Origin of the sequence: Microbacterium sediminis (genome assembly GCF_004564075.1) — a bacterium.
GTDB classification, from domain to species: Bacteria; Actinomycetota; Actinomycetes; order Actinomycetales; family Microbacteriaceae; genus Microbacterium; species Microbacterium sediminis.
In genome coordinates this window covers 2,087,514-2,113,405 of sequence record NZ_CP038256.1, presented here as the reverse complement: position 1 = coordinate 2,113,405, position 25,892 = coordinate 2,087,514, and the positions used below count along the sequence as shown (strand labels likewise).

At 71.5% G+C, this 25,892-nt stretch carries 25 protein-coding genes and 2 tRNA genes; 20 read left to right on the top strand and 7 right to left on the bottom strand.

Features of this window, described 5'->3' with window-relative positions; genetic code table 11:
* Positions 1-58 precede the first annotated feature (58 nt).
* A complete protein-coding gene (locus E3O41_RS10055; protein ID WP_067026342.1) occupies positions 59-259 on the top strand; it encodes a cold-shock protein in 201 nt (66 codons plus the stop codon).
* Between the two features lie 182 nt (positions 260-441).
* Positions 442-2,061 carry a chaperonin GroEL gene (gene groL / locus E3O41_RS10050; RefSeq protein ID WP_067026340.1) on the top strand — a complete coding sequence of 540 codons (1,620 nt, stop codon included), beginning with the start codon at positions 442-444 and terminating at the stop codon, positions 2,059-2,061.
* 82 nt (positions 2,062-2,143) lie between these two features.
* Here groL and E3O41_RS10045 read toward each other — a convergent pair whose 3' ends face one another.
* Complete coding sequence (locus E3O41_RS10045) at positions 2,144-2,431, bottom strand: WXG100 family type VII secretion target (RefSeq protein ID WP_067026337.1); 288 nt, start codon at positions 2,429-2,431, stop codon at positions 2,144-2,146.
* Positions 2,432-2,656: 225 nt separating this feature from the next.
* Here E3O41_RS10045 and E3O41_RS10040 point away from each other — a divergent pair, with 225 nt between their 5' ends.
* From E3O41_RS10040 to E3O41_RS10025, 4 genes are read left to right on the top strand one after another with little or no spacing between them, the layout of a single operon-like run.
* The gene (locus tag E3O41_RS10040) at positions 2,657-3,352 is read left to right on the top strand and encodes a DsbA family protein (RefSeq protein WP_067026336.1); all 696 of its coding nucleotides are present in this window, start codon (positions 2,657-2,659) and stop codon (positions 3,350-3,352) included.
* A 21-nt stretch (positions 3,353-3,373) separates the two neighbouring features.
* Positions 3,374-4,027, top strand: a complete 654-nt coding sequence (locus E3O41_RS10035) for a thymidine kinase (protein WP_067026334.1) — start codon at positions 3,374-3,376, stop codon at positions 4,025-4,027.
* A gap of 44 nt (positions 4,028-4,071) precedes the next feature.
* Entirely contained in the window at positions 4,072-5,091 is a 1,020-nt protein-coding gene (gene galE / locus E3O41_RS10030; protein ID WP_067026332.1) for a UDP-glucose 4-epimerase GalE, read from the top strand.
* Positions 5,091-6,323: an alpha-hydroxy acid oxidase gene (locus E3O41_RS10025; protein ID WP_135012331.1), complete on the top strand. Its 1,233-nt coding sequence runs from the start codon at positions 5,091-5,093 to the stop codon at positions 6,321-6,323. The genes galE and E3O41_RS10025 overlap by 1 nt, the downstream gene beginning before the upstream one ends.
* A 6-nt stretch (positions 6,324-6,329) precedes the next feature.
* Here E3O41_RS10025 and E3O41_RS10020 read toward each other — a convergent pair whose 3' ends face one another.
* The 4 genes from E3O41_RS10020 to E3O41_RS10005 all read right to left on the bottom strand — a co-directional run bounded on the left by E3O41_RS10020 (position 6,330) and on the right by E3O41_RS10005 (position 11,076).
* On the bottom strand, positions 6,330-7,103 hold the full coding sequence (locus E3O41_RS10020) for an HAD-IIB family hydrolase (protein ID WP_067026328.1): 774 nt from the start codon (positions 7,101-7,103) through the stop codon (positions 6,330-6,332).
* 256 nt (positions 7,104-7,359) lie between these two features.
* A tRNA-Pro gene (locus E3O41_RS10015) sits at positions 7,360-7,433 on the bottom strand.
* Between the two features lie 50 nt (positions 7,434-7,483).
* Positions 7,484-8,410 carry a metallophosphoesterase gene (locus E3O41_RS10010; protein WP_067026326.1) on the bottom strand — a complete coding sequence of 309 codons (927 nt, stop codon included), beginning with the start codon at positions 8,408-8,410 and terminating at the stop codon, positions 7,484-7,486.
* Positions 8,411-8,424: 14 nt separating this feature from the next.
* Positions 8,425-11,076 (bottom strand): transglycosylase domain-containing protein, encoded by a 2,652-nt coding sequence (locus E3O41_RS10005; RefSeq protein WP_067026324.1) that lies wholly within the window; start codon positions 11,074-11,076, stop codon positions 8,425-8,427.
* Positions 11,077-11,182: 106 nt separating this feature from the next.
* Between E3O41_RS10005 and sp36 the strand changes: the two genes are divergently transcribed.
* Together sp36 and E3O41_RS09995 are read left to right on the top strand one after the other, a co-directional pair.
* The gene (sp36, locus tag E3O41_RS10000; protein WP_067026322.1) at positions 11,183-11,401 is read left to right on the top strand and encodes a Sp36 family protein; all 219 of its coding nucleotides are present in this window, start codon (positions 11,183-11,185) and stop codon (positions 11,399-11,401) included.
* Positions 11,398-11,865, top strand: a complete 468-nt coding sequence (locus tag E3O41_RS09995; RefSeq protein WP_067026320.1) for a RidA family protein — start codon at positions 11,398-11,400, stop codon at positions 11,863-11,865. Before sp36 ends, E3O41_RS09995 begins: the two co-directional genes overlap by 4 nt.
* A gap of 81 nt (positions 11,866-11,946) precedes the next feature.
* On the opposite strand, the gene acs is transcribed toward E3O41_RS09995, so the two are convergent.
* Positions 11,947-13,917 (bottom strand): acetate--CoA ligase, encoded by a 1,971-nt coding sequence (gene acs, locus E3O41_RS09990; protein ID WP_135012329.1) that lies wholly within the window; start codon positions 13,915-13,917, stop codon positions 11,947-11,949.
* 225 nt (positions 13,918-14,142) lie between these two features.
* Between acs and E3O41_RS09985 the strand changes: the two genes are divergently transcribed.
* The 12 genes from E3O41_RS09985 to E3O41_RS09930 all read left to right on the top strand — a co-directional run bounded on the left by E3O41_RS09985 (position 14,143) and on the right by E3O41_RS09930 (position 25,318).
* A complete protein-coding gene (locus tag E3O41_RS09985; RefSeq protein WP_067026316.1) occupies positions 14,143-15,141 on the top strand; it encodes a TadA family conjugal transfer-associated ATPase in 999 nt (332 codons plus the stop codon).
* A complete protein-coding gene (locus E3O41_RS09980) occupies positions 15,132-16,022 on the top strand; it encodes a type II secretion system F family protein (RefSeq protein WP_067026313.1) in 891 nt (296 codons plus the stop codon). Before E3O41_RS09985 ends, E3O41_RS09980 begins: the two co-directional genes overlap by 10 nt.
* A 52-nt stretch (positions 16,023-16,074) precedes the next feature.
* Positions 16,075-16,305 (top strand): DUF4244 domain-containing protein, encoded by a 231-nt coding sequence (locus E3O41_RS09975; RefSeq protein WP_067026311.1) that lies wholly within the window; start codon positions 16,075-16,077, stop codon positions 16,303-16,305.
* A complete protein-coding gene (locus tag E3O41_RS09970) occupies positions 16,302-16,643 on the top strand; it encodes a TadE family type IV pilus minor pilin (RefSeq protein WP_083990939.1) in 342 nt (113 codons plus the stop codon). The genes E3O41_RS09975 and E3O41_RS09970 overlap by 4 nt, the downstream gene beginning before the upstream one ends.
* Positions 16,643-16,960: an Rv3654c family TadE-like protein gene (locus tag E3O41_RS09965; RefSeq protein ID WP_067026309.1), complete on the top strand. Its 318-nt coding sequence runs from the start codon at positions 16,643-16,645 to the stop codon at positions 16,958-16,960. The genes E3O41_RS09970 and E3O41_RS09965 overlap by 1 nt, the downstream gene beginning before the upstream one ends.
* Before the next feature lie 57 nt (positions 16,961-17,017).
* Positions 17,018-19,723, top strand: coding sequence for a type I DNA topoisomerase (gene topA / locus E3O41_RS09960; RefSeq protein WP_135012327.1), 2,706 nt, complete (start codon positions 17,018-17,020; stop codon positions 19,721-19,723).
* Positions 19,724-19,731: 8 nt separating this feature from the next.
* Positions 19,732-20,352, top strand: coding sequence for a dTMP kinase (tmk, locus tag E3O41_RS09955; RefSeq protein ID WP_067026439.1), 621 nt, complete (start codon positions 19,732-19,734; stop codon positions 20,350-20,352).
* Between the two features lie 140 nt (positions 20,353-20,492).
* Positions 20,493-21,650 carry a DNA polymerase III subunit delta' gene (locus tag E3O41_RS09950; RefSeq protein ID WP_135012325.1) on the top strand — a complete coding sequence of 386 codons (1,158 nt, stop codon included), beginning with the start codon at positions 20,493-20,495 and terminating at the stop codon, positions 21,648-21,650.
* Positions 21,650-23,188 (top strand): alpha/beta hydrolase, encoded by a 1,539-nt coding sequence (locus E3O41_RS09945; protein ID WP_425325889.1) that lies wholly within the window; start codon positions 21,650-21,652, stop codon positions 23,186-23,188. Before E3O41_RS09950 ends, E3O41_RS09945 begins: the two co-directional genes overlap by 1 nt.
* 65 nt (positions 23,189-23,253) lie before the next feature.
* Positions 23,254-23,326: transfer RNA gene (locus E3O41_RS09940), tRNA-Thr, on the top strand.
* Positions 23,327-23,489: 163 nt separating this feature from the next.
* The gene (locus tag E3O41_RS09935; protein WP_135012321.1) at positions 23,490-24,611 is read left to right on the top strand and encodes a fatty acid desaturase family protein; all 1,122 of its coding nucleotides are present in this window, start codon (positions 23,490-23,492) and stop codon (positions 24,609-24,611) included.
* A gap of 62 nt (positions 24,612-24,673) precedes the next feature.
* Positions 24,674-25,318, top strand: coding sequence for an SDR family oxidoreductase (locus E3O41_RS09930; protein ID WP_067026301.1), 645 nt, complete (start codon positions 24,674-24,676; stop codon positions 25,316-25,318).
* 44 nt (positions 25,319-25,362) lie between these two features.
* Here E3O41_RS09930 and E3O41_RS09925 read toward each other — a convergent pair whose 3' ends face one another.
* Complete coding sequence (locus E3O41_RS09925) at positions 25,363-25,848, bottom strand: FBP domain-containing protein (protein ID WP_067026299.1); 486 nt, start codon at positions 25,846-25,848, stop codon at positions 25,363-25,365.
* Between the last annotated feature and the right edge of the window lie 44 nt (positions 25,849-25,892).

Sequence of the window (25,892 nt, the reverse complement as noted above, 5' to 3'; positions counted from 1 at the left end):
CGATCGGCGTGAATACGCTTTCGCTGTCTACCCCGCGCAGCACCAGGAGAGTTCCAGCATGACCCAGGGCACCGTCAAGTGGTTCAACGCCGAGAAGGGCTTCGGGTTCATCACCGTCGCCGACGGCCAGGACGTCTTCGTCCACTACTCGAACATCGAGATGAGCGGCTTTCGCGTCCTCGAGGAGGGCCAGGCCGTCGAGTTCACGGTGGGCACCGGCCAGAAGGGCCCCCAGGCCGAGGCGGTCCGTCCCCTCTGACGCGACCCTCCACGGCGCCCCGGAGCTTCGGTTCCGGGGCGCCTTCGCGTGTCCGGGCGGCGTACGCGGCGACCGCATCCCGCGGCTTGCACTCCCCGGGGGTGAGTGCCAGAATGGCGTTAGCACTCGGTTGTTTTGAGTGCTAAACCCATACGCCTACGTCCGGGAGGGACGACACACACATGGCAAAGATGATCGCTTTCGACGAGGAGGCCCGCCGCGGCCTCGAGCGCGGCCTGAACCAGCTGGCCGACGCCGTCAAGGTGACGCTCGGCCCGCGCGGTCGCAACGTCGTGCTCGAGAAGAAGTGGGGCGCTCCCACCATCACGAACGACGGCGTGTCGATCGCCAAGGAGATCGAGCTCGACGACCCGTACGAGAAGATCGGTGCCGAGCTCGTCAAGGAGGTCGCCAAGAAGACCGACGACGTCGCCGGTGACGGTACGACGACGGCCACGGTCCTCGCCCAGGCGCTCGTCCGCGAGGGCCTGCGCAACGTCGCCGCCGGCGCCGACCCGATGAGCCTGAAGAAGGGCATCGAGAAGGCCGTCGCCGCCGTGACCGCCGAGCTCGTCGTCGCCGCCAAGGAGATCGAGTCGAAGGAGGAGATCGCCGCCACGGCTTCGATCTCGGCCGCCGACCCGGAGATCGGCGCGCTCATCGCCGAGGCCATCGACAAGGTGGGCAAGGAGGGCGTCGTCACGGTCGAGGAGGCCCAGCAGTTCGGCACCGAGCTCGAGCTCACCGAGGGCATGCGCTTCGACAAGGGCTACCTGAACCCCTACTTCGTCACGGACCCGGAGCGCCAGGAGGCCGTCTTCGAGGACCCGTACATCCTCATCGCCAACCAGAAGATCTCGAATATCAAGGACCTTCTGCCGGTTGTCGACAAGGTGATCCAGGCGGGCAAGGAGCTCGTCATCATCGCCGAGGACGTCGAGGGCGAGGCCCTGGCCACGCTCGTGCTCAACAAGATCCGCGGCATCTTCAAGTCGGTCGCCGTCAAGGCCCCCGGCTTCGGCGACCGCCGCAAGGCCCAGCTGCAGGACATCGCGATCCTCACGGGCGGACAGGTCATCACCGAGGAGGTCGGCCTCAAGCTCGAGAACACCGACCTCGAGCTGCTCGGCCGCGCCCGCAAGGTCATCATCACCAAGGACGAGACCACGATCGTCGACGGTGCCGGTGACCAGGCCCAGATCGAGGGTCGCGTGACCCAGATCCGTCGCGAGATCGAGAACACCGACTCGGACTACGACCGCGAGAAGCTGCAGGAGCGCCTCGCCAAGCTCGCCGGCGGCGTCGCCGTCATCAAGGCGGGTGCGGCCACCGAGGTCGAGCTCAAGGAGCGCAAGCACCGCATCGAGGACGCCGTCCGCAACGCGAAGGCCGCCGTCGAGGAGGGCATCGTCGCCGGTGGTGGCGTGGCCCTCATCCAGGCCGGCAAGGTCGCGTTCGAGAAGCTCTCGCTCGAGGGCGACGAGGCGACCGGTGCCAACATCGTGCGCGTCGCGATCTCGGCCCCGCTGAAGCAGATCGCCCTCAACGCCGGTCTCGAGCCGGGCGTCGTGGCGTCGAAGGTCGCCGACCTCCCCGTGGGCCACGGCCTCAACGCCGCCACGGGCGAGTACGTCGACATGCTCGCCGCCGGCATCAACGACCCGGTGAAGGTGACCCGCTCGGCGCTGCAGAACGCCGCGTCGATCGCCGGTCTGTTCCTCACCACCGAGGCCGTCGTCGCCGACAAGCCGGAGAAGACCCCGGCCCCCGCGGGTGACCCGTCGGGTGGCATGGACTTCTGATCCACGCTCCGGAAGCGCCCCTCTCGCATCGCGGGAGGGGCGCTTCCGCATTCCCGGTGGGGGAGTCGGGAATGCGGCCCGGTCAGCGGAACATTGACATGGCCGCCCGCTCGGTGTCGGCGTAGTTCATGCCGGCCGCGCGCAGCGACTCGCCGAGCGCGGCCAGGGCCTGCTCGACCTGCAGCTGCACGGCACGCCACTCCTCGGCGCTGGACTGGAAGGCGCCGGCGGCCATGCCGGTCCAGGAACTCTGCAGGTCGCGCAGCTGCGCCTGCAGCGTGGTGGTCTCGGCCTGGAGCCGGCCGACCGTGCCCTGCACGGTGGCCGCCTTCTCGGCGATGATGTCGCTGTCGACGGTGTAGATGGGCATCGGTTCCTCCTCGGATCGGTGGCGGGATGTCCCCGACGCTACGCAGGCGCCCGCGCGCGGAACCGCGCGGTGACGGATCCGTGGACAGATGGGCGGCGCCCGCGCCCTGTGAGCGGGCTCTCGCCACGCAGATCCCCGCGCGAAGCGCTTATCGGCCCCGCGGAGACCACTCAGGCGGCGCACCCAGGCCGCCGGTGCCATGGGCGGGCTTCCTACCGTGGAGACATGCGCACCTTCGCCCCTCGTCTTCTCGCCGCCATCGCCGCGCTCGCGTTCACCGGAACCCTCGGATCCTGTGCCGCCGCGTCGGCCGACACCGACCCCGCACCCGTCACCACCGCCGTCGCTCCGACGTGGGCCGACCAGCTCGCGCGCGCCGACGCGGACGACCCGATGGCCGTCGGCGACCTCGACGCGCCGCTCATGATCGTCGAGTGGACCGACTACAGCTGCCCCTACTGCGCCATGTTCGCGGTCGACACGCTGCCGACGCTGCTCGAGGAGTACGTCGAGACGGGCCTGGTGCGGTACGAGATCCACGACGTCGCCAAGCTCGGCGCGGAGTCGCTGGAGGCGGCGGTCGCGGCCCGCGCCGCCGGAGAGCAGGGCAGGTACCTCGAGTTCATGGACGCGCTGTACGCCGACTCGCCCCGGACCGGGCATCCGGTCTTCACCGAGGCGAGCCTCGTGCGATTCGCCGAGCGGGCCGGCGTCGCCGACCTCGACGCGTTCCGCGCCCGGCTGGGCGCCGCGGACCTGCAGAGCGCGGTGCTCGAGAGCCAGGAGGCCGCGCGGGCCGCGGGCATCGAGAGCGTCCCGTCGTTTGTGATCGGCGACGAGTACCTGCTCGGCGCCCTTCCGCTCGACGACTTCCGCACGGTGATCGATGCGCAGCTGGAGGCCGCGGGCGTGACGCCCTGACGCCCCGCGTAGGCTAGGCGCGTGGCGAAACTGTACTTCCGATACGGGGCGATGAACTCGGGGAAGTCCACGTCGCTGCTGCAGGCCGCGTACAACTACGAGGAACGCGGTCAGGCCGTGCTGCTCGCCAAGCCCGCGATCGACACGAAGGGCGCCGATCAGATCGAGTCGCGCCTGGGTGTCTCGCGCACGGTGGACTTCCTCATCGCGCCCGACGCCGACGCACGGGCGCTGTTCGCGCGCGAGAGGGAGCGCGTCCGCCGCGAGGCGCAGGACGCGCTGATCCCGGGGCGCCCGCGCGATGTCGCCTGCCTGCTCGTGGACGAGGCGCAGTTCCTCACCTCCGAGCAGGTCGATGACCTCTTCCGCATCGCGGTGGAGGACGGCATTCCCGTGATGGCATACGGCATCCGCACCGACTTCCGCACGGCGGCGTTCCCCGGATCGGCCCGCCTGCTGGAGATCGCCCATACGCTCGAGGAGCTCAAGACGATCTGCCGCTGCGGCCGCAAGGCGCTCTTCAACGGGCGGCTCGTGAACGGCCGCTTCGTGTTCGACGGCGATCAGGTCGCGATCGACGCCGCCACGGCCGCCGTGCGCGACGATCACTTCGTCACCTACGAGTCGCTGTGCGGCGCCTGCTACCTGGAGGAGTCCGGGGGAGTGCTCGGCTGAGCCGCTGCCCGGGGCCGGCCGCGTCGCCCGCGTAGGCTTTCCCCATGCGAGTTCTCCTTGCCGGCGGTGCCGGCTACGTCGGCACCCACACCGCCATCGCCCTGCTCGAGGCCGGTCACGACGTCGTCCTCCTCGACGACCTCACCAACACGAGCGGGATCGTCTCGGAGCGGATCCACCAGATCACCGGCAAGCGTGCCCCGCTGGTGGCGGGCAACGCGGCGCACGTCGACGACGTGGAGCGCGCGTTCGACGACTTCGGTCCCTTCGACTCGATCATGCACTTCGCGGCGAAGAAGGCCGTGGGCGAGTCGGTGCAGCAGCCGCTGGCGTACTACCGGAACAATCTCGACACCACGTACACGCTCGTGAAGGTCGGGCTGCAGCGCGGCATCTCGTCGTTCATCTTCTCGAGCACGGGCACGGTGTACTCCGATCCCGCGGACCTGCCGTTCACCGAGGAGGCGTCGCGCAACCTCGTGGAGCTGTCGAACCCCTACTCGAAGTCCAAGCTCATGAACGAGGTCGTGCTCACCGATGTGCAGCGTGTGCACCCCGAGCTGAACGTCACGCTGCTGCGCTACTTCAACCCCGTGGGCGCGCACCCGTCGGGCCTCGTCGGCGAGGACCCCAAGGGCATCCCGAACAACCTCATGCCCTTCGTCGCGCGCGTCGCCGTCGGCGCCCTGCCGGCGATCAACGTGTTCGGCACCGACTACGACACCCCCGATGGCACCGGCCTGCGCGACTACATCCACGTCGTCGACCTGGCGGAGGGGCACGTGGCGGCGCTGGAGAAGGCGCGCCCGGGGCTGGCGGCCTACAACCTGGGCACCGGCAAGCCGGTGAGCGTGCTCGAGCTGATCTCGTCGTTCGAGCGGGCCGTGGGCCGCGAGCTGCCCAAGGTGATGGCCCCACGGCGCGACGGCGATCTCGCGGCCACGTACTGCGACCCGAGCAAGGCCGAGCGGGAGCTGGGCTGGAAGGCCGAGCGGTCGATCGACGACATGACCCGCGACGTGTGGAACTGGCAGCAGCGCAACCCCTCCGGGTACGAGGCCTGATGCCGCGACGGCAGCTTCCGAACCCGAAGGACGTCTTCGAGTACCTGCAGCTGCGCCGGCCCCAGCTCGGCCGCGCCGCCCGGCTGCGCAAGGCGCTCACGATCGCGGATCTGCGCGCGATCGCGAAGCGACGCACGCCGGCGGCGGCATTCGACTACACCGACGGCGCCGCCGAGGCCGAGGTCTCGATCCGGCGGGCCCGGCAGGCGTTCGAGGACATCGAGTTCCATCCCGACATCCTCCGGCCGGCCGAGCACGTCGACACCTCGCTCGAGATCCTGGGCGGCCCGAGCTCTCTGCCGTTCGGGATCGCGCCCACCGGCTTCGCGCGGCTGATGCAGACCGAGGGAGAGGTCGCGGGCGCCGGCGCGGCGGGGGCGGCGGGGATCCCCTTCACCCTGTCGACGATGGGAACCACGTCGATCGAGGACGTGCGGGCGGCTAACCCGAACGGCCGCAACTGGTTCCAGCTCTACGTGATGCGCGACCGCGACGCCTCGTACGACCTCGTGGCCCGGGCGGCGGCCGCCGGCTTCGACACGCTGCATTTCACGGTGGACACGCCCATCGGCGGCAACCGCATGCGCGACACCCGCAACGGCTTCTCGATCCCGCCGGCCCTCACGCTGCGCACCGTGCTCGACGCGCTGCCACGGCCGTGGTGGTGGTTCGACTTCCTCACCACGCCCAAGCTCGAGTTCGCCTCGCTCACCTCCACCGAGGGCGCGACGGTGGCCGAGCTGATCGGCAAGGTGTTCGACCCGACGATCAGCTATGCCGAGCTCGACACCATCCGTGAGATCTGGCCCGGCAAGATCGTCGTCAAGGGCGTGCAGACGGTGCCCGACGCCGTCGCGCTGATCGACCGAGGGGTCGACGGGATCGTCCTGTCCAACCACGGCGGGCGCCAGCTCGACCGCGCGCCTGTGCCCTTCCACCTGCTGCCGAAGGTCGTCCGAGAGGTCGGCGCCGACGCCACGGTGATGATCGACACCGGCATCATGAACGGCGCCGACATCGTGGCGTCGATGGCGCTCGGGGCGAAGTTCACGCTGATCGGGCGCGCCTACCTCTACGGCCTCATGGCCGGCGGGCGCGCGGGCGTCGACCGCGCCATCGCGATCCTGCGCAGCGAGATCGTGCGGACCATGACGCTGCTCGGCGTGAGCAGCCTCGAGGAGCTCGAGCCGCGGCACGTGACGCAGCTGACGCGGCTCGTCCCGGTGGACTGACCGCCGTCAGCCGCGTGGGGGGAGCGTGGGGATGAGCGCGTCGAGCTTGTCGGCGGTGTCCTCCCAGCCGGTGACCGAGACGCAGGCGACCTCGCCCATGGCCAGCACGGGGTAGTCGTTGCCGTCGGGGTCGAGGCGGTCGCCGTAGAAGAGCATGTCGGCCAGGGCGACGCCGGTCTGCTCCGAGAGCTGGCGCATGCCGTAGGCCTTGTCGATGCCCTTGCGGGTGATGTCGACGGAGGTCGATCCGCCCGAGCGGACCTCGAGGTCGGGCACGCGCAGGGCGACGGCGTCGCGGAGGGCGGACTTCTTGGCGCCGGTGGGGTCCCAGGCGCGCTTGGCGTCGACGGGGGCGGCCTGTCCGAGGGCGGAGAAGGTGATCTGCGAGCCGCGGTCCTCGAGGATCGGCCCCCAGGTCTGGGTCTCCCAGTACCCGAGCCGCACGGCCTCCTCCTCGACGGCGGTGAGGGCACGCTGCTTCTCGTCGTCGGTGAGGTCGCGCGTGTAGAGGGCGGCGAAGTCGGTGCCGTCGTAGCGGAAGTACTGGGTGCCGCAGGTGGGCAGCAGGTGGATGTGGTCGAGCGCGCCCGGGGTGTGGGGGAGGCGCTCGACGACCTGCGAGCGGAACTGGCCGATCTGCCCGCCGGAGATGATCGCGACCTCGACCCGCTCGGCGAGACGGATCAGCAGGTCGCCGATGCGGGGATCGATCGGGCTCTTGGAGGGCGCCAGGGTGTCGTCGAGGTCGAAGGCGACGACCAGGGGAGTCTTCTCGGTCACCGCACAAGCTTACGTGGCGCCCGCCGGAAACCCGGTGTGCGGAGCCTCCGGCGAGCGGGGCCCGCCTGACGACCGCGAGTAATGAGAAAGGGACCCGCCTGTCGGCGGGTCCCTTTTCCCTTACGTCGGGGTGCGCCCACTCGCCACTCCACGCGCTGCTGCGCATCGCGCGGAGCCTCCGGCGAGCGGGGCCCGCCTGACTGCCGCGAGCAATGAGAAAGGGACCCGCCTGTCGGCGAGTCCCTTTCTCATTACGTCGGGGTGACAGGATTTGAACCTGCGGCCTCTTCGTCCCGAACGAAGCGCGCTACCAAGCTGCGCCACACCCCGTTTTGCAACCATGTAAGTCTACCTGATCGCGGAGCGTGCCACGAACCGCGTCAGGCCGCGCGCGGCGCGAGGGTGATCAGCGAGACCTCCGGCCGGCACGCGAAGCGCACCGGGGCGTAGATCGAGTGACCCAGACCCGCGCTCACGTTGAGCGGGATCGATCGGCCCGCCTGAGCCCACGACGACAGCCCGCGGGCCTGCCGCAGGGGGAGGTCGCAGTTCGACACCAGCGCGCCGACGAACGGCACCCGGACCTGGCCGCCGTGGGTGTGCCCGGCGAACAGCACGTCCGAGCCACCCACGGTGAGGGCGTCGAGCACACGGCGGTAGGGCGCGTGCGTGACGCCGATCGTCAGGTCACCGTGCGGGAGCTCCGCGAGCGCCGACAGCGCCTCGTCGGACCGGTCGAGGCCGTGATGGGCGTCGTGCGTGCCGACGAGGCGCAGCGTCGTGCCGCCGACCCGCAGCGTCGTCGCGGTGTTGTCGATGCCGTGCCAGCCGAGCTCATCCGCGAGGTACGCGTCGAGCGCGGCGGTGTCGATCCGGGGCGGCGTGCGCTTCCGCTCGGATGGGCCCTTCAGGTACAGCAGCGGGTTCTTGGGCACGGGCGCGTACAGATCGTTCGATCCGTGCACGAACACCCCGGGGATGCCCGCGAGGGGGTCGAGGGCGTCGCGCAGGCCGCGGAGCCCGTCGACGTGCCCGAGGTTGTCGCCCGTGTTGATGACGAGGTCGGGACGCAGGCCGGCCAGGCGCGAGATCCACTCGGCCTTGCGGCGCTGCCACGGCGCCATGTGGATGTCGGACAGGTGCAGCACCCGGATCGGGCGCGCGCCTGGCTCGAGCACCCGCACGACGTGACGGCGCACGGTGAACAGGTAGCGCTCGATGCCGATGCCCCAGACCGCCGCCGCGGCACCGAGGGCCGCGCCGGCACCGAGCACGCCGGCAGCGCCGCGCGCCACGCGAGCGATCATCGAACGACCGTCACTCAGTCGTCCCCATCGCCGCCGTTGCCGTTGCCATTGCCGTTTCCGCCGCCGCCACCGCCGCCGCAGTTCGCGGCCTGGTAGTTCACGGTGACCCGGGTACCGGAGGAGACGAGCTCCCCCGAGGCGGGAGACGTGCCCGTCGCCCGGCCACTGCCGGCGCCGTCCGCCTCGGTACAGGTGCCCAGGGCGGGGTCGAGCCCCGCGGACTTCACGGCGCCGAGAGCGGCGGCAAGCGTGAGCCCGTTGACGCTCGGCACGCTCGTGCCCTTGCCGTTGCTCGGGCTGATGGTCACGACCGTGCCGGTGGCGATGCGTCCGGGGCCCGGGTCCTGGGTCTGGATGCGACCCTCGGGCTGGTCGCCCGCGACGGGGTCGCCGACGCGCGCCTCGAAGCCGGCCGCCTCCAGGGCACGCGTGGCCTCGTCGACCGTCATGCCCGTGACGTTCGGAAGGTCCGCCATCGGAGTGACGAGCAGGTTCCGGTCGGGCGCGGGGAACGCGTCGCCGCCGTAGGCCGCGTTCGAGGCGCCCTGCATCGCCGATGCGACGTAGTAGCGCAGGTCTCGGAGCGCGACGCCGCGGTCGGTCCACTGACTGGCCATGCTGCCCCACTGGCCGTTCACCTGCTGCACGTTGCCCACCCAGACGGCGGTGGTCGCCTGCGTCGACGACTCGACCATGAAGGTCTGCTCGTCGTTGTGCGTACCCGTCTTGCCGAGCACGGGGACGCCGTCGCCCGGGTTCGCGCGCGAGCCGCTGCCGCCGCCGGTCATGACGCCCTGCAGCGTGTACGCGGCCGTGGCGGCGACGTTCGGGGCGATCGCCTGGTCGCACTTCGACTCGGGGACCGGGAGCTCGTTGCCGTCGGCGTCCACGACGCGGTCGATCGCCCTCGGCTCGCACCGCACTCCGCCGTTCGCGACGGCCGAGTAGGCGGACGCCATCGCCATCGGCGCGACTTCCTTGCCGCCGAGAACGGTGGCGAACGGCCCGTTGTCCTTCGTGATGGGTTCGCCGTTCGCGTAGGTGATGCCCAGTCGCTCGGCGACGCGGTTGATGTCGCACAGGTCGAGCTGCTCGGCCATGGCGAAGAAGCCCGAGTTCAGCGAGTACTTCGTGAAGTTGTAGATCGAGTCGTACCGGCCGGGGTCGCGCCCGTAGTTTCCGATGTCGCGGGACGCCGTGGCGCCCGCCGGCGCACCGTTGCAGCTGAAGTCGCTGAAGTCGCGGTTCACACCGTTGAGGCGCTGGTTGACGGACTTCCCCTCCTCGAGCCAGTCCAGGAGCGTGAAGAGCTTGAACGCCGATCCGGGCTGGAATCCGGTCGATCCGCCATGGGCGTAGTCGCTCGCGTAGATGATCGATGCGCAGGCGGGGTCCTCGTCGCAGGCGGCGGTCTCGCCGAACTTGGTGTTCTGCACCATCGCGAGGATGCGGCCCGTGTCGGCCTCCAGCGTGACCCCGGTCGCGCCCAGCTCCATGCCGGGGAACGACTGCGGCACCCACTCGTTCATGGCCGCCTCACCGGCGCCCTGCACGCGCATGTCGAGCGTCGTGTAGACCTTCAGGCCACCCCGCTGCAGGTTCTCCCGGCGCTCCTCCGGCGTTGCGCCGAACGCCTCGTCGGTGAGCATCACCGTCTTCACGTACTGGCAGAAGTACGCCGACTGCCCCGCCGTGACACAGCCCTGGTCGGTGGGGTGGATGCTCGGAACGATGGGCTCGGCCTTGGCCGCCTCGTACTGCTCGTCGGTGATCTTGCCGTCCGTGTGCATGCGCGTGAGCACATACGTCTGGCGCGCCTTGGTGAGGGCGTAGCCGTCGGCCTCGCTGTTCTCGTACTCGCCCGTCTGCGGGTTGAGCCAGGAGCCGCCCTTCATGTCGATGCGGTACGTGTTCGGGTTCTGCACGACGCCCGCGAGGGTCGCCGCCTGCGCGACGGTGAGGTCCTTCGCCGTGGTCCCGAAGTAGTAGCGAGCCGCGGCCTCGATGCCGTACACCTGCCCGCCGAAGTTGGCGATGTTGAGGTAGCCGAGAAGGATGTCGTCCTTCGAGTACTGCTGCTCGATCGTGATGGCGTAGCGCATCTCCTGCAGCTTGCGCTCGTAGCCGGCCGTGCCCTGGGCCGTCGTGTAGCGCAGGTAGCACTCCTCGAGCTCCTCCTGATCTGCGGAGTCCTGCTCGCAGCGCTGGATGAGCACGTTCTTCACGTACTGCTGGCTGATGGACGAGCCACCCTGCGTGTTGCCGCCCGTCGCGTTATTGAGCAGGGCGCGGGTGGTGCCGATGAGATCGATGCCGCCGTGCTCGTAGTAGCGCGGGTCCTCGCTGGAGAGGATGGCGTCGTACAGGACGGGCGAGACCTCGTCGTACTCGACCGGGATGCGGTTCTGGTCGTAGAACGTGGCCATCTGCCAGTCGTTGCCCTGCGGATCCTTCGCGTACAGCGTGGTCGGCAGCATGGGGCGGTCGACCTCGAGGTATCCGGGGATGTTCTCGAAGAGGTCGATGGCGCTCTTGGCCGCCGTGCCGCTCAATGCGATGGCGGGGGTGACGGCGGCGGTGACGAGCACGCCGGCGACGGCGCTCAGACCGACGAGACCGAGCAGGCCGGAGAGCACGCCGCTGAACGTCCTTTTCGCGTTGGGCATAGGCTGATGGTAAGCGAGTTCCCTGGGCGGCGTCTCATACGCGCGCACGCGTCGCGCGACGATCCGCGAGGGCCTCGCGCCGGCGCCGCTTGATGACGGGAGAGTCATGACCACGTGGGAGTACCTCACGACGCCGCTGCTGATCCACAACACGGCAGCGATCCTGAACAACTGGGGCAAGCAGGGCTGGGAGCTCGTGCAGGTCGTCCAGGGCCCCGAGGGCGGTCTGGTCGCCTACCTCAAGCGCCCCGTCGGCGGGGGAGAGGCGAACTCCGGACTGGGCGCCGCGGCGGAGGCCGCCAAGCAGTTCGGGGACGAGCAGTGAGCATCGCCGCACGCCTCGAGGAGCTGGGCCTGGAGCTGCCCTCGGTGGTGCCGCCGGTGGCGTCGTACATTCCGGCCAAGGTGCACGGCGGGCTGGTGTGGACCTCGGGGCAGCTGCCCATGGTCGCCGGGTCGATGCCGGCGACGGGCAAGGTCGGCGAGGGCGCCGGCCTCGTGCCGGCCGCCGATGCCAAGGGCTACGCGCGCATCTGCGCGCTCAACGCGATCGCGGCCGCCGCGGCCGCCGTCGGCGGTGTGGATCACCTGACGGGCGTGTTCAAGGTGACGGGCTTCGTCGCCTCCGACCCCGCGTTCACGGGGCAGCCCGGCGTGATCAACGGGGCCAGCGAGCTGCTCGGCGAGGTCTTCGGCGAGCCCGGGGCGCACAACCGCTCGGCGGTCGGCGTGGCGGTGCTGCCGCTCGACGCGCCGGTCGAGGTCGAGGTCGCGTTCACGTACGCGTAGGCCTTCTCCGCAGAGCTGTGCGGACATACGGCAGCGGCCCGGCGATCCCCTCGGATCGACCGGGCCGCTGCCGTTCGCGCGTCAGCGCACCTGGGCGCTGATCACGCTCATGACCGCGGTGTCCGCCAGCGTCGTGGTGTCGCCCACCTCGCGGCCCTCGGCGACGTCGCGCAGCAGGCGGCGCATGATCTTGCCGGAGCGCGTCTTGGGCAGCTCGCCCACGATGTAGACGTCGCGGGGACGGGCGATCGGGCCGATCTGCTGGCCCACCCATGCGCGCAGGTCGTTGGCGAGCCCCTCGGCGCTGTTCTCGCGCAGGAAGCTCTCCTTGAGGATGACGAACGCCACGACCGCCTGACCCGTCGTCTCGTCCGAGGCGCCCACGACGGCGGCCTCGGCCGTAGCCTCGTGCGCCACGAGCGACGACTCGATCTCGGCCGTCGACAGGCGGTGGCCGGAGACGTTCATGACGTCGTCCACGCGGCCCAGGAACCAGATATCGCCGTCCTCGTCGAGCCGCGCGCCGTCGCCGGCGAAGTAGTAGCCGTTGTCCTGGAACATCGACCAGTACGTCTCGACGAAGCGATCGGGGTCGCCCCAGATGCCGCGCAGCATGCTCGGCCACGGCTCGGTGATGACGAGCAGGCCGCCGTTGCCGTTGCCCACCTGCTCGCCCTTCTCGTCGACCACGTCGATCGAGATGCCGGGGAGGGCCACCTGCGCCGAGCCCGGCTTGGTCTCGGTGATGCCCGGCAGCGCCGACACCATGATCGCGCCCGTCTCGGTCTGCCACCACGTGTCGACGATCGGGGTCTTGCCGGCGCCGATCACCTCGCGGTACCAGATCCACGCCTCCGGGTTGATCGGCTCGCCCACCGACCCGAGCAGCCGCAGGCTCGACAGGTCGCGCGCCTGCGGGATCTGCCGTCCCTGCTTCATGAAGCCGCGGATCGCGGTGGGGGCCGTGTAGAAGATCGTGACCTTGTACTTCTCGATCACGTCCCACCAGCGGCCCGGGGCCGGGAACTCCGGGGTGCCCTCGTAGAGCACCTGCGTGGCGCCGTTGGCGAGGGGGCCGTAGACGACGTAGGAGTGACCGGTGATCCAGCCGATGTCGGCCGTGCACCAGTACACGTCCGACTCGGGGTGCAGGTCGAAGACGTTCCGGTGCGTGAAGGCCGCCTGGGTGAGGTAGCCGCCGGAGGTGTGCAGGATGCCCTTGGGCTTGCCGGTCGTGCCCGAGGTGTACAGGATGAACAGCGGCGTCTCGGCCGGGAAGGCCTGGGCGGTGTGCTCGGCGGAGGCCTGCGGCACCACGTCGTGGTACCAGATGTCGCGATCCTCGACCCAGTCGATGTCGTTGCCGCCGCGCTTGACCACCAGCACGTGCTCGACCGTCGCCTGCGGGCCCAGGCCGCCGCGATCCTCCAGCGCCTGATCGACGGCCGGCTTCAGCGGCGAGACGTTGCCCTTGCGGTAGCCGCCGTCGGCGGTGATCACGAGCTTGGCGCCGGCGTCATCGATGCGCGAGCGCAGGCTGTCGGCGCTGAAGCCGCCGAACACGACCGAGTGCACCGCGCCGATGCGGGCCACGGCGAGCATCGAGGCGACCGCCTCCGGGATCATCGGCAGGTACAGCGCGACGCGGTCGCCCTCGCCGATGCCGAGGTCGGTGAGCACGTTGGCGAGGCGCTTGACCTCGTCGGTGAGCTCGGCGTAGGTGACGGCGCGCGAGTCGCCCGGCTCGCCCTCGAAGTAGAGCGCCACGCGATCGCCGTTGCCGGCCTCGACGTGCCGGTCGAGGCAGTTGTAGGCGACGTTGAGCGATCCGTCGGCGAACCACTTCGCGAACGGCGGGTTGGACCAGTCCAGCACCTCGGTGAACGGGGTGCTCCAGTCCAGCAGCTCGCGCGACTGGTCGGCCCAGAACCCCTCGCGGTCGGCCTTCGCGCGCTCGTACAGCTCCGGCTTCGCCACGGCGTTCGCCGCGAACGCGGGATCGGGGGCGAAACGACGGTTCTCGTCGAGGAGGTGGTCGATCTGACTGCTCATGCAGCGCGCTCCTTTGCGGGTCTGTGCTTCGGCGGACCGCCTCATCGCGGCCCGCGGCGTGCGTGCGCACGCGACTGCTACGCCCTCGACTGTAGGACGGCCCGCCGACGCCCGAATACCTCCGAAAGTCGGTGCGCCCGCTCACAGGCGTGAGTTCGCGCGATCCGGCGCCGCGACCCTGTGGACAGCCGCCGTCGGCCGGGGATGCGAGCCTAGCGTCGGGGCATGCCTGACTCGTTCGTCGTCCGCCCCCGCCGCGCCGCCACCGGCGCGGTGCGCCGTCTGCCGCAGGTGGCGGGCATCGGGGCGATCGTGCCGTACCTCGAGGACCCGCGCGTCACCGACCTGTTCGTCAACGGCGCGGATGGGCTCTTCGTCGACCGGGGCGCCGGGGCCGAGCCGGACCCCGCGTGGCGGGCGTCCGAGCGCGAGGTGCGCGAGCTGGCGACGGCGCTCATCTCGGCCGGCGGTCGTCACGTCGACGACGGCACCCCCTGCGTCGACGTGCGGCTCGAGGGCGGCATCCGCGTGCACGCCGTGCTGCCGCCCGTCGCCCGCCGCGGCACGGCGCTCTCGCTGCGCATCCCGGCGATGGGCGAGGCGAGCCTCGACTCGCTGTCGGCGCGCGGCGCGTTCCCCGACCACGTGCGCGCCTGGCTCGTGCGCATGGTGCACGCCCGCGAGAACGTGCTCGTGACCGGGGCGACCGGCACCGGCAAGACCACCCTCCTCGGCGCGCTGCTCTCGCACGCCCCGGAGCGCGAGCGCATCGTCACGATCGAGGACGTCGCCGAGCTGCGGATCGACCATCCGCATCACGTCTCGCTCGAGGCCCGGCAGGCCAACCTCGAGGGCGCGGGCGGGATCGGGCTGGCGCGGCTGGTGCGAGAGTCGCTGCGCATGCGCCCCGACCGCATCGTCGTCGGCGAGTGCCGCGGCGAGGAGGTGCGAGAGCTGCTCACCGCCCTCAACACCGGGCACGACGGCGGCGCGGGCACGCTGCACGCGAGCGGCCTCGGCGATGTGCCCGCCCGCCTTGAGGCGCTCGGCGCGCTCGCGGGGATGGACGACCACGCCGTCGCACGCCAGGTCTCGAGCGCCATCGCCTGGGTGCTGCACCTGGAGCGGGGAGCCGACGGCGTGCGCCGCCTGGCCGCCGTGGGCCGGTTCGCCGTGCGGGCGGACGGGCGCCTGACGATCGAGGAGGTGCGTCCGTGGCTGTGACCCGCGAGGCCCCGGCCGCCGTGGCCGCGACCCTGCTCAAGGTGGCCGTGCTGCTCGAGGCCGGCACGTCGCCCGGCGCGGCGTGGCGCCACGTGGCCGAGGCCGGAGACGACGCGGCTGCCCGCATCGCCGGGCGCCTCGAGGGTGACCGGTCGGTGCCCGAGGCGCTCGAGGGGGAGCGGGGCGATGCCTGGCGCGAGGTCGCGGCGGCGTGGGAGATCGCCGCCACGGTCGGCGCGCCGCTGGCCCCGTCGCTGCGGGGCATCGCCCTGGCCCTGCGCGACGCGCAGGAGGCGATGGACGACGTGCGGATCGCGCTCGCCGAGCCCGCCTCCACCGCGCGCCTCATGACGTGGCTTCCCGTGTTCGGCGTCGTCGTGGGCCTGGCGCTCGGCTTCGACGTCGTCGGCGTGCTCTTCACCCATCCGATCGGCATCGCCTGCCTCGTCGTGGGCATCGGCCTGCTCGGCCTCGCGCGCTGGTGGACGTCGCGCCTCGTGCGCGGTGCGCAGCCGCCCGCGGGCGTGCCGGGCATCCACGCCGAGCTCACGGCGATCGCCCTCGGCGGCGGGGCCTCGATCGAGCGCGCCCGCTCGCTGGTCGGCGAGGCCGACACCGGGCGCCACCTCGACCCCGAGCAAACCGAGAGCGTGCTCGACCTCTCGCGCCGCGCGGGGGTGCCCGCCGTCGACCTGCTGAGGGCCACTGCGGTCCAGCAGCGCCACGACGCGCGCACCGACGGGCGGCTGCGTGCCGCGCGCCTCGGCGGGCGCCTGCTGCTGCCGCTGGGCGTCTGCACCCTTCCCGCCTTCGTCTGCCTCGGCGTCGCGCCGATGCTCATCGCCGTGCTCTCGTCCACGTCCCTGCCCGCGCTGCCGTGAGCCGCCTGCCTCCGTCCCCCAACCCCCCCCACAGAAAGAAGAAGGAGTCATCATGACCGATCCCACCACCCGTCCCCGTCTCGTCGCGTTCCCCAGCGGCGAACCGATCGACCGCGGATTCGCCGCGCTCAGCTCCGACGAGCGCGGCGCCTCCACGGCCGAGTACGCGATCGTCACGCTCGCCGCGGTGGCGTTCGCCGGCCTGCTCGTCGCCGTCCTGCGCTCGGGCGAGGTCCGCGGCATGCTCGCGGACATCATCGAGCGCGCCCTCACGTCCGCATGATGCGGCAGCGGGAGGGCGAGCGCGGTTCGATCACGGCCGAGCTCGCCCTCGCCCTGCCGGCGGTGCTGCTCGTCGTGATCATCGGCGTGGGCGGTCTGTTCGCCGCGTCGACCCTCGTGCAGTTGCAGGACGGCGCGGCCGACGCCGCCCGCCTGATCGCGCGCGGCGAGTCCTCCGCTCGCGCGGCCTCGGCCGTGACGACCGTCGTATCCTCCGGCCACAGCGCCATCAGCCACCGTGGCGACCTCGTGTGCGTGACCGCCACGGCCACCGCTCGCATCGCCGGCGTCGAGCTGCCGCTCACCGCCACGAGCTGCGCGCTGGCCGGAGGTCTGTGATGGCGGGCAGCATCCTCGGGGCCGGCATGGTCGCGGGTACCTCCCTGCTGCTGGCCGGGCTCGTCGCGGCGGGCGCGGCGGCCGTCGAGGGACAGCGCGTCGCCGCGATCGCCGACGGCGCGGCGCTGGCGGCGGCCGATGCCGCGAGCGGGGCCGTCCGCGGCGAGCCCTGCGCGCGGGCCGCCGAGGTCGCCGAGGCGCAGGGCGCGGTCGTCGTCTCCTGCGTGCTCGACGAACTCATCGCGACGGTGTCCGTGCGGGCGAGCTTCGCCTCGTTCCCGGTGGCGGCGATCGCCCGCGCCGGGCCGCCCCCGTAAGCCGAGAAGCCGCTCAGGGCGTGGTGTGTATGGTGTGCAACGAAGAAAGGACGCCCCTTGGCATCAGGCAAGAAGCTCGTCATCGTCGAGTCGCCGACGAAGATGAAGTCGATCCAGAGCTACCTCGGCGACGACTATGAGGTGCTCAGCTCCGTCGGTCACATCCGCGACCTCGCGGACAAGCGGGACATCCCGGAGAAGGATCGCGCCGCCTACGGCAAGTACTCGATCGACATCGAGAACGGCTTCGAGCCCTACTACGTGGTCAGCGACCGCAAGACGAAGACCGTCGCCGAGCTCAAGCGCGCCGTCAAGAACGCCTCCGAGGTCCTGCTCGCCACCGATGAGGACCGCGAGGGCGAGGCCATCGCCTGGCACCTGCTGGAGACCCTCAAGCCGAAGGTGCCCGTCAAGCGGATGGTCTTCCACGAGATCACCAAGGACGCGATCCAGAAGGCCGTCGAGCACACCCGCGAGCTCGACACCTCGCTCGTCGACGCGCAGGAGACCCGCCGCGTGCTCGACCGTCTCTATGGCTGGGACGTCTCGCCCGTGCTCTGGCGCAAGGTCGGCAGCGGCCGCGACGGTCAGACGCTCAGCGCGGGCCGCGTGCAGTCGGCCGCGATGCGCATGGTCGTCGACCGCGAGCGCGAGCGCATGGCGTTCGTCGCCGCGAACTACTGGAGCATCGAGGCCACCGCCGCCCGCGCCGCCGAGGGCTTCGCCGTCAAGGCGGTTCGCCTCGATGGCGCACCCATCGCGACCGGCCGCGACTTCGACGACGCCGGCGAGCTCAAGCGCGCCGTCGTCGTGCTGTCGGAGCAGGACGCCACCGCGCTCGCCACCGCCCTCGATCGTGCCGCCGCGGCCACGGTCACCAAGGTCGAGGCCAAGCCCGGCACGCGCCGCCCGTATGCGCCGTTCACCACCTCCACGCTGCAGCAGGAGGCGGGCCGCAAGCTCGGCATGACCGCCAAGACGACGATGTCGGTCGCGCAGAGCCTGTACGAGCGCGGATACATCACCTATATGCGTACGGACTCGACCAACCTCAGCACGCAGGCCGTCCAGGCCGCGCGCGAGCAGGCGGTGAGCCTGTACGGCGACAAGGCCGTGCCGCTCAAGCCGCGCGTCTACGCCTCGAAGAGCCGCAACGCCCAGGAGGCGCACGAGGCGATCCGTCCCTCGGGCGACCGCTTCCGCACGCCCAGCGAGGTCGCCGGGCAGCTCGCCCGCGACGAGCAGCGCATGTACGACCTCATCTGGAAGCGCACCGTCGCCAGCCAGATGGCCGACGCCAAGTTCGAGACCACCACCGTCACGCTCGAGGCGCAGGCCGACGGCAAGCGCGTCGAGCTGACCGCGTCGGGCACGGTCTATACCTTCAAGGGCTTCCTCGAGGCGTACGAGGAGGGCCGCGACGAGAAGCGCAACGAGGCCGACAAGACCGACGAGCAGTCGCTTCCGGCGGTCGCCGAGGGCGACACGCTCGATCTGCGCGAGGCCGAGGCCAAGGGTCACCAGACCAGCCCGAAGCCGCGTTACACCGAGGCCACCCTCGTCAAGGCGCTCGAGGACAAGGGCATCGGTCGCCCCTCCACGTTCGCGAGCATCATCGGCGTGATCCTCGATCGCGGCTACGTCGTCAAGCGCGGCCAGGCGCTCGTGCCCACCTGGCTCGCGTTCAGCGTGACGCGGCTGCTCGAGCAGCACTTCGCCGAGCTCGTGGACTACGACTTCACGGCCGAGCTCGAGGACGACCTCGACGCGATCGCGCGCGGCGAGCAGCGCCGAGCCGACTGGCTCAAGGCGTTCTACTTCGGCGGCGACGGCCACCCGGGCCTGCGCAACATCGTCGAGAACCTCGGCGAGATCGACGCGCGCGAGATCAACGCGACGAAGCTCACCGACGTCGCCACGCTCCGCTTCGGCCGGTACGGCCCCTACCTCGAGGTGATCAACCCCGAGGCTCCCGACGAGAAGCCCCGCATCATCAACGTGCCCGAGGACCTCGCACCCGACGAGCTCACGCCCGAGAAGGTGCAGGAGCTCATCGACGCTCCCGTCGCCGGGAACCGCGTGCTCGGCGAGAACCCCGCCAACGGCAAGATCATCGTCGTCAAGGACGGCCGCTTCGGTCCGTACCTCGAGGAGGAGGATCCGGTCGATCCGGAGGCCGCCGACGCCGAGACGGGTGAGGTCGCCGACGAGAAGCCGAAGAAGCGCACCGCGAAGAAGGACGAGCCCAAGCCGCGCCGCGCGTCGCTGTTCAAGAGCATGTCGCCGGAACTGATCGACCTGCAGACGGCGATCCAGCTGCTCGACCTGCCGCGCGTCGTCGGCGTCGACCCCGAGTCGGGCGAGGAGATCACCGCGCAGAACGGCCGCTACGGCCCGTACCTCAAGAAGGGCACCGACTCCCGCTCGCTGCAGACCGAGGACCAGATCTTCGACATCACCCTCGACGAGGCGCTCGAGATCTACAAGCAGCCGAAGTACGGCGCCCGCCGCGCCGCCAGCGCGCTCAAGGAGTTCGACGCCGATCCGGTCAGCGGCAAGCCGATCAAGGTGCGCGACGGCCGGTTCGGCCCCTACGTCACCGACGGCGAGACGAACGCCACGATCCCGCGCGGCGAGTCGGTGGACGACATCACGTTCGAGCGCGCCGTGGAGCTGATCGCCGAGAAGCGCGCCAAGGGGCCGGCCAAGAAGCGCACGACGACGCGCAAGACCACCACGCGCAAGACCGCCGCGAAGAAGTGACGGCGGCCGTGCGCGGGATCTGGATCACGCTCGAGGGCGGGGACGGATCGGGTAAGACGACGCAGGCCGCCCTGCTGCAGGAGTGGTTCGAGGCGCAGGGCCGCACGGTCGTGCGCACCCGCGAGCCCGGCGGTACCGAGGTCGGCCAGCTGATCCGCGACATCGTGCTGCACCACCGCGGCGAGATCGGCGCGCGCGCGGAGGCGCTGCTGTTCGCGGCGGATCGCGCCCACCACATCGCCTCGCTCGTGCGCCCGGCGCTCGAGCGGGGAGAGGTCGTGATCCAGGACCGCTACCTCGACTCGTCGGTGGCGTACCAGGGCGCCGGGCGCGTGCTCGGCGCCGACGAGGTCCGCGGCCTGTCGATGTGGGCCACCGACGGGGCCCTTCCCGACCTCACCGTGCTGCTCGACCTCGACCCCGCCGCCGCGCGCGCCCGGCTCGACGCCGACGACAAGCCCTTCGACCGGCTCGAGGCCGAGCGCGCCGACTTCCACATCCGCGTGCGCGAGGCCTATCTCGCGCTCGCCGCGGCCGAGCCGGATCGCTTCCTCGTGCTCGACGCGACCCTCGCGCCCGGGGAGCTCGCCGCGCGGGTGCGCGAGCGCGTCGCGGCCCTCCTCGGCTGAGCCGTCACGGGCCGATCCTGCCCCGGGCCACCGCGCCACCTCGATCGCGCGGTCCGGCCGCGCGCACACCCGCCGCGCCACCATCCACACCGCCCGCCCCGGCGGTCGCGACGTCGGAGGCCGCCGTTAGGCTGAAGCGTATGACCGCTCTCGCCGCCGAACTGCCCTGGGGCGACGTCTGGGGTCAGGACGACGCCGTCGCCACGCTCGCCGACGCCGCGCGCGATCCCGCCGCGCTCGCGCACGCGTGGCTGATCACCGGCCCGCCCGGGTCGGGGCGCTCGACGCTCGCGCACGCGTTCGCGGCGGCGCTCATCGCCGAGCGGCCCGACGACGTCGCGACGATGCGGCAGGTGCTCGCCGGCACGCACCCCGATCTCGTCGCCCTGCGCACCGAGGGCGTCATCATCACGATCGCCCAGGCGCGCGATCTCGCGGCACGGTCGTACTTCGCCCCGTCGCTGGGGCGCTACCGCGTCATCGTGATGGAGGACGCCGACCGCATGACGGAGCGCACCTCCAACGTGCTGCTGAAGGCCCTCGAGGAGCCGCCCGAGCGCACGGTCTGGGTGCTGTGCGCCCCCAGCGACGCCGATCTGCTGCCGACGATCCGCTCGCGCGTGCGCACCCTCCGCCTGCGCGAGCCGGACGTCGACGACGTCGCCCGGTTGCTCGTCGCGCGCACGGGCATCGACGAGCAGGCGGCGGAGCAGGCCGCCCGTCACGCGCAGCGGCACATCGGCATGGCGCAGCGCCTGGCCACCGACGAGGCCTCGCGCCGTCGCCGCGACGAGACGCTGCGGGCCGTGCTGCGCGTGCGCAGCATCAGCGACGTCGTCGAGGTCGCCGGCGAGATCGTGCAGGCCGCCACGGCCGACGCGAAGGCCCTCACCGCCGAGCGCGACGAGGCCGAACGCGCCTCGCTGCTGCGCACCGTGGGCGTGGCCGAGGGCGGCCGGATCCCGCCGGCCGTCCGTGCGCAGGTGACCGCGCTCGAGGAGGAGCAGAAGCGGCGCGCCACCCGCAGCCTCCGAGACGGCCTCGACCGCGTCCTCACCGACCTGCAATCGCTCTTCCGCGACGTCACGATGCTGCAGTTCGGCCGCGAGGACGGCATCATCAACCGCGAGCTCATCGACGAGCTGCGCGCGCTGGCCGGCGCCTGGCAACCGGAGCGCTCCCTCCTCGTGCTCGATCACCTCGCCGAGACGCGGCAGGCGATCGAGCAGAACGCGCAGCCGGCGCTCGCCCTCGAGAGCCTGCTCGTGACGGTGGTCAGCGGACGAAGGGCGGCATGATGCGCAGAGGACGGATCGCGCGCGGCGCGCTCGCGGGGATCGTGGGCGTGGCGATCGTGTCGCTGCTGACCGGTTGTCTCGGGCTCGGTCAGCTCGCGACGCGCGGCCCCGACCCGGCGCCGGTCACCGAGGGCGTCCCCGACGACCTGCTGCGCTTCTACGATCAGCCGCCGCAGTGGGAGTCGTGCGGCGAGGGCTTCGAGTGCACCACCATCACGGCCCCGCTGGACTGGCACGACCCCGACCGGGGCGAGATCGAGCTCGCCGTCACTCGCCACCTCGCCGAGCGGACGACGCCCGTCGGCGCGCTGCTCGCGAACCCGGGCGGCCCGGGCGGCAGCGGCGTCAGCCTCGTGCGCGACAGCCTCGCGTACTCCTTCGGCCAGCCGCTGCGGGAGGCCTACGACATCGTCGGCTTCGACCCGCGCGGGGTGGGGGAGTCGACCGCCGTCCGCTGCTACGACGCCGCGCAGATGGACGCCTACCTCTACGACATCCCCGCCGCCGAGCGCGGCACCCCCGAATGGGAGTCCGAGCTGCAGGGCCGCGCCGCCGACTACGCGCACGCGTGCGAGGCCAACAGCGGCGGCATCCTCGAGTTCATCACCACGGAGCAGTCCGCCCGCGATCTCGATCTGCTGCGCGCGGTACTCGGCCAGGAGGAGCTCACCTACCTGGGCTACTCCTACGGCACCTTCCTCGGCGCGACCTACGCCGATCTGTTCCCCGAGCGCGCCGGACGTCTCGTGCTCGACGGTGCGATCGATCCCTCCGTGTCGGGCGAGGAGGTCGGCACGACGCAGGCGGTCGGCTTCGAGGGCTCGCTGCGTTCCTTCTTCGAGTGGTGCCTCGGCACGCAGGGATGCCCGTTCACGGGATCCGTCGACAACGCGATGTCCGACCTCTCGGCACTGCTGGCGGCCGTCGACGCCCGCCCGATCCGCGCGGAGGACGGCCGGATGCTCGGCGCCGACACGCTCATGACGGCCGTGATCGCCGCGCTCTACGCCGAGGACAACTGGTCGTACCTCGTCGCGGCCCTGGCGGGCGCGCTCGAGGGAGACGCCACCGACGCGTTCTTCCTCGCCGACTTCTACAACGGCCGCAACCCCGACGGCACCTACGCCGACAACAGCACCGACGCGTTCAACGCCTACAACTGCATGGACTACCCGGCCACGACGGCCGCGGAACAGGCCGCCACCGAGCAGAAGGTGCGCGAGCTCGCCCCGACCATCGCCCCGTACTGGAGCGGCGCGGACGTGTGCGCCGAGTGGCCCTACCCGCCCAGCGGCGAGCGCCGTCAGCTCACCGCCGAGGGGGCGGCGCCGATCGTGGTCATCGGCACGACGGGCGACCCGGCCACGCCGTACGAGTGGGCGGTGTCGCTGGCCGATCAGCTCTCCAGCGGCGTGCTCGTCACCCACGAGGGCGAGGGTCACACCGCCTACAACGGCGGCAGCCGGTGCGTGAACAGCGCCGTCGAGGACTTCCTGCTCGAGGGAACCGTGCCCGAGGACGGCCTCACCTGCCGGTGAGCCCCGATTCGATCCGGGCCGCCGGATCCGGTATGCTTGTTCCTCGTGCCACGCAGGCACGGGTCGCCGCTTTAGCTCAGTCGGCAGAGCGATTCACTCGTAATGAATAGGTCGTCGGTTCGATTCCGACAAGCGGCTCGGCAAGACCCCCGGACTCCACTCCGGGGGTCTTTCCTTTTGCCGTGAATCCGCGCGTATGCAGGGAGCCGTATACCGTCGCCGGTAGCGTGGCCCCCAGCGATCGGCAACCGCCTTTGGCTGCACAGGCCGCGACGCGGCCGCCCGAACGACGGGAAGCCGGATGTCTGCCATCGCACCCACCCTGACCACCCCGCCCGACCGCCTCGGCCCGATCAGGCAGACGTACGCGAGCGCGGCGGACTTCCCGCCGATCGCCCAGTCGTACTCGCAGGTGTCGAAGGTGGTGCGCGAGACGGGCCTGCTGCGCCGCGCCCGCTGGTTCTACGGGGTCGTCGGTCTCGTGCTGGCCCTCGGGTTCGGCGGAGCGATCACCGGTTTCGTGCTTCTCGGCGACAGCTGGTTCCAGCTGCTCATCGCCGCGGCGCTGGGCATCCTCTTCACTCAGGTGGCGTTCCTCGCGCACGAGGCCGCGCACCGCCAGATCCTCGCGAGCGGCCCCGCGAACGACCGGCTCGGCCGCGTGCTGGCGGCCGGCATCGTGGGCATCAGCCTGTCGTGGTGGGACAGCAAGCACTCGCGTCACCACGCCAACCCGAACCGCGTCGACAAGGATCCCGACATCGCCGTCGACACGATCTCGTTCCTCGAGGAGGACGCGCGCACCGCGCGCGGTCTGCGCCGGGCCATCACCCGTCGCCAGGGCTGGCTGTTCTTTCCGCTGCTCGCCCTCGAGGGCCTGAACCTGCACGCGCAGGGCGTGAAGCACCTCATGCAGCGGGCACCCGTCAAGCACCGCTGGACGGAGCTCGGGCTCATTGCGGCGCGCTTCGCCGCCCTGCTCGTTCCCCTGTTCCTCGTGCTGCCGCTCGGCATGGCCTTCGCCTTCCTCGGCGTGCAGCTGGCCGTGTTCGGCGTGTACATGGGCGCCTCGTTCGCGCCGAACCACAAGGGCATGCCGATCATCGCTCCCGACGCGAAGCTCGACTTCTTCAGCAAGCAGGTGCGCACCTCGCGCAACATCACCGGCGGCTGGTGGGCGACCGCGCTGATGGGCGGCCTGAACTACCAGGTCGAGCACCACCTGTTCCCGAGCATGGCGCGGCCGCACCTCGCCCGCGCCAGCGAGATCGTCCGCGACTACTGCGCGGCGAACAACGTGCCCTACACCGAGACCACGCTCGTGCGCTCGTACGCGATCGTCATCGACTACCTCAACCGCGTGGGCCTGGCCGCCCGCGACCCGTTCGACTGCCCGGCCGCCGCGCAGCTGCGTCGCGCCTGACGGCCCGCGCCGTCGCGTTCCGTCGTAGCGTGGATCGCGACCCCACGGATCGGAGAAGGCACATGGCACGCATCATCGTCATCGGTGGACACGGCAAGGTCGCGCTGCGGCTCGCACCCCAGCTCGCGGAGCGCGGCGACGAGGTCACGGCGATCATCCGGAATCCGGATCACTGGTCCGACGTCGAGGCCGCCGGCGCCACGCCGCTCGTGGCCGACGTCGAGGCGCTCGACACCGCGGAGATCGCGGCCCTGTTCGCCGGGCACGACGCGGTCGTGTGGTCCGCCGGGGCGGGCGGCGGCGATCCGCGCCGCACGTACGCCGTCGACCGCGACGCGGCGATCCGCTCCATCGACGCCGCGGCGCTCGCCGGCGTGCGCCGATACGTGATGGTGTCGTACCTCGGAGCGGGGCCGGACCACGGCGTCCCCGAGGACAGCGATTTCTTCCCCTACGCCGAGGCCAAGGCCGCCGCCGACGCCCACCTGCGCGGCACGGATCTCGACTGGACGATCGTGGCGCCCGGCCCGCTCACGCTCGACGAGCCGACCGGGCGCATCGAGGTGCGCGAGCCCGGCTCCGGCCGCGTGCCGCGCGCCGATGTCGCGGCCGTCATCGCGGCGGTGCTGCGCGAGCCGTCGTCGGTGCGCCGCACGATCGCCTTCGGCTCCGGCGACGTGCCGATCGCCGAGGCCATCGCCGGCTGACGCCGAACGGGCCCGGGGATCCGGGCCCGTTCGCGTCCCGCTGCTCAGCCGGCCACGGCGTCGCGGACGAAGCGCTCGACGTTCGCGCGCAGCGCCGCGATCCGCGCCTGCCGCGCGGCCTCCACGTCGAAGCCGACGTAGGCCACGGGCGGCTTGCGGCGCACGTTGACGTTGCACTCGAACGCGGCGCACACGAGGGTGCCGATCGCGTCGCCGCGGCGCCCGGCGGCACCGGCCCGGCGCGTGCCGAACAGCACGACGTCGTTGGGCAGGTGCACGTCGGCGCACCACGAGCACTGGGTGCGGTGGCGGGGAGTGGCCTCGGCCTGCTTCAGCAGGAGGCCGACGGGCTCGCCGTCGATCTCGGCGACCACGTAGCCCACGAGGGGCAGCTTCGGATCGCGCCAGCCGAGGAAGTCGATGCGGTCCCAGCGGATCGCGTCGAGGTCGGGCAGGGTGATGGTCTTGCGCTCGCGAAGCGTGACGTTCGCGAAGGACGCCCGGATGCGGGCGGCATCGAGGGAATGCATGAGTGTGCTCTCTGTGGAGACGGATGAGGACGCGCCGACCGGGT

Coding starts and splice junctions, on each gene's coding strand:
- acs (WP_135012329.1), bottom strand. CDS start 13,917: ATGAGCAGTCAGATCGACCACCTCCTCGACGAGAACCGTCGTTTCGCC.
- sp36 (WP_067026322.1), top strand. CDS start 11,183: ATGACCACGTGGGAGTACCTCACGACGCCGCTGCTGATCCACAACACG.
- E3O41_RS09965 (WP_067026309.1), top strand. CDS start 16,643: ATGGCGGGCAGCATCCTCGGGGCCGGCATGGTCGCGGGTACCTCCCTG.
- E3O41_RS10010 (WP_067026326.1), bottom strand. CDS start 8,410: ATGATCGCTCGCGTGGCGCGCGGCGCTGCCGGCGTGCTCGGTGCCGGC.
- E3O41_RS10025 (WP_135012331.1), top strand. CDS start 5,091: ATGCCGCGACGGCAGCTTCCGAACCCGAAGGACGTCTTCGAGTACCTG.
- E3O41_RS10005 (WP_067026324.1), bottom strand. CDS start 11,076: ATGCCCAACGCGAAAAGGACGTTCAGCGGCGTGCTCTCCGGCCTGCTC.
- E3O41_RS10055 (WP_067026342.1), top strand. CDS start 59: ATGACCCAGGGCACCGTCAAGTGGTTCAACGCCGAGAAGGGCTTCGGG.
- E3O41_RS09985 (WP_067026316.1), top strand. CDS start 14,143: ATGCCTGACTCGTTCGTCGTCCGCCCCCGCCGCGCCGCCACCGGCGCG.
- groL (WP_067026340.1), top strand. CDS start 442: ATGGCAAAGATGATCGCTTTCGACGAGGAGGCCCGCCGCGGCCTCGAG.
- E3O41_RS09935 (WP_135012321.1), top strand. CDS start 23,490: ATGTCTGCCATCGCACCCACCCTGACCACCCCGCCCGACCGCCTCGGC.
- E3O41_RS10040 (WP_067026336.1), top strand. CDS start 2,657: ATGCGCACCTTCGCCCCTCGTCTTCTCGCCGCCATCGCCGCGCTCGCG.
- galE (WP_067026332.1), top strand. CDS start 4,072: ATGCGAGTTCTCCTTGCCGGCGGTGCCGGCTACGTCGGCACCCACACC.
- E3O41_RS09925 (WP_067026299.1), bottom strand. CDS start 25,848: ATGCATTCCCTCGATGCCGCCCGCATCCGGGCGTCCTTCGCGAACGTC.
- E3O41_RS09950 (WP_135012325.1), top strand. CDS start 20,493: ATGACCGCTCTCGCCGCCGAACTGCCCTGGGGCGACGTCTGGGGTCAG.
- E3O41_RS10045 (WP_067026337.1), bottom strand. CDS start 2,431: ATGCCCATCTACACCGTCGACAGCGACATCATCGCCGAGAAGGCGGCC.
- E3O41_RS09945 (WP_425325889.1), top strand. CDS start 21,650: ATGCGCAGAGGACGGATCGCGCGCGGCGCGCTCGCGGGGATCGTGGGC.
- E3O41_RS09970 (WP_083990939.1), top strand. CDS start 16,302: ATGATGCGGCAGCGGGAGGGCGAGCGCGGTTCGATCACGGCCGAGCTC.
- E3O41_RS09975 (WP_067026311.1), top strand. CDS start 16,075: ATGACCGATCCCACCACCCGTCCCCGTCTCGTCGCGTTCCCCAGCGGC.
- E3O41_RS09930 (WP_067026301.1), top strand. CDS start 24,674: ATGGCACGCATCATCGTCATCGGTGGACACGGCAAGGTCGCGCTGCGG.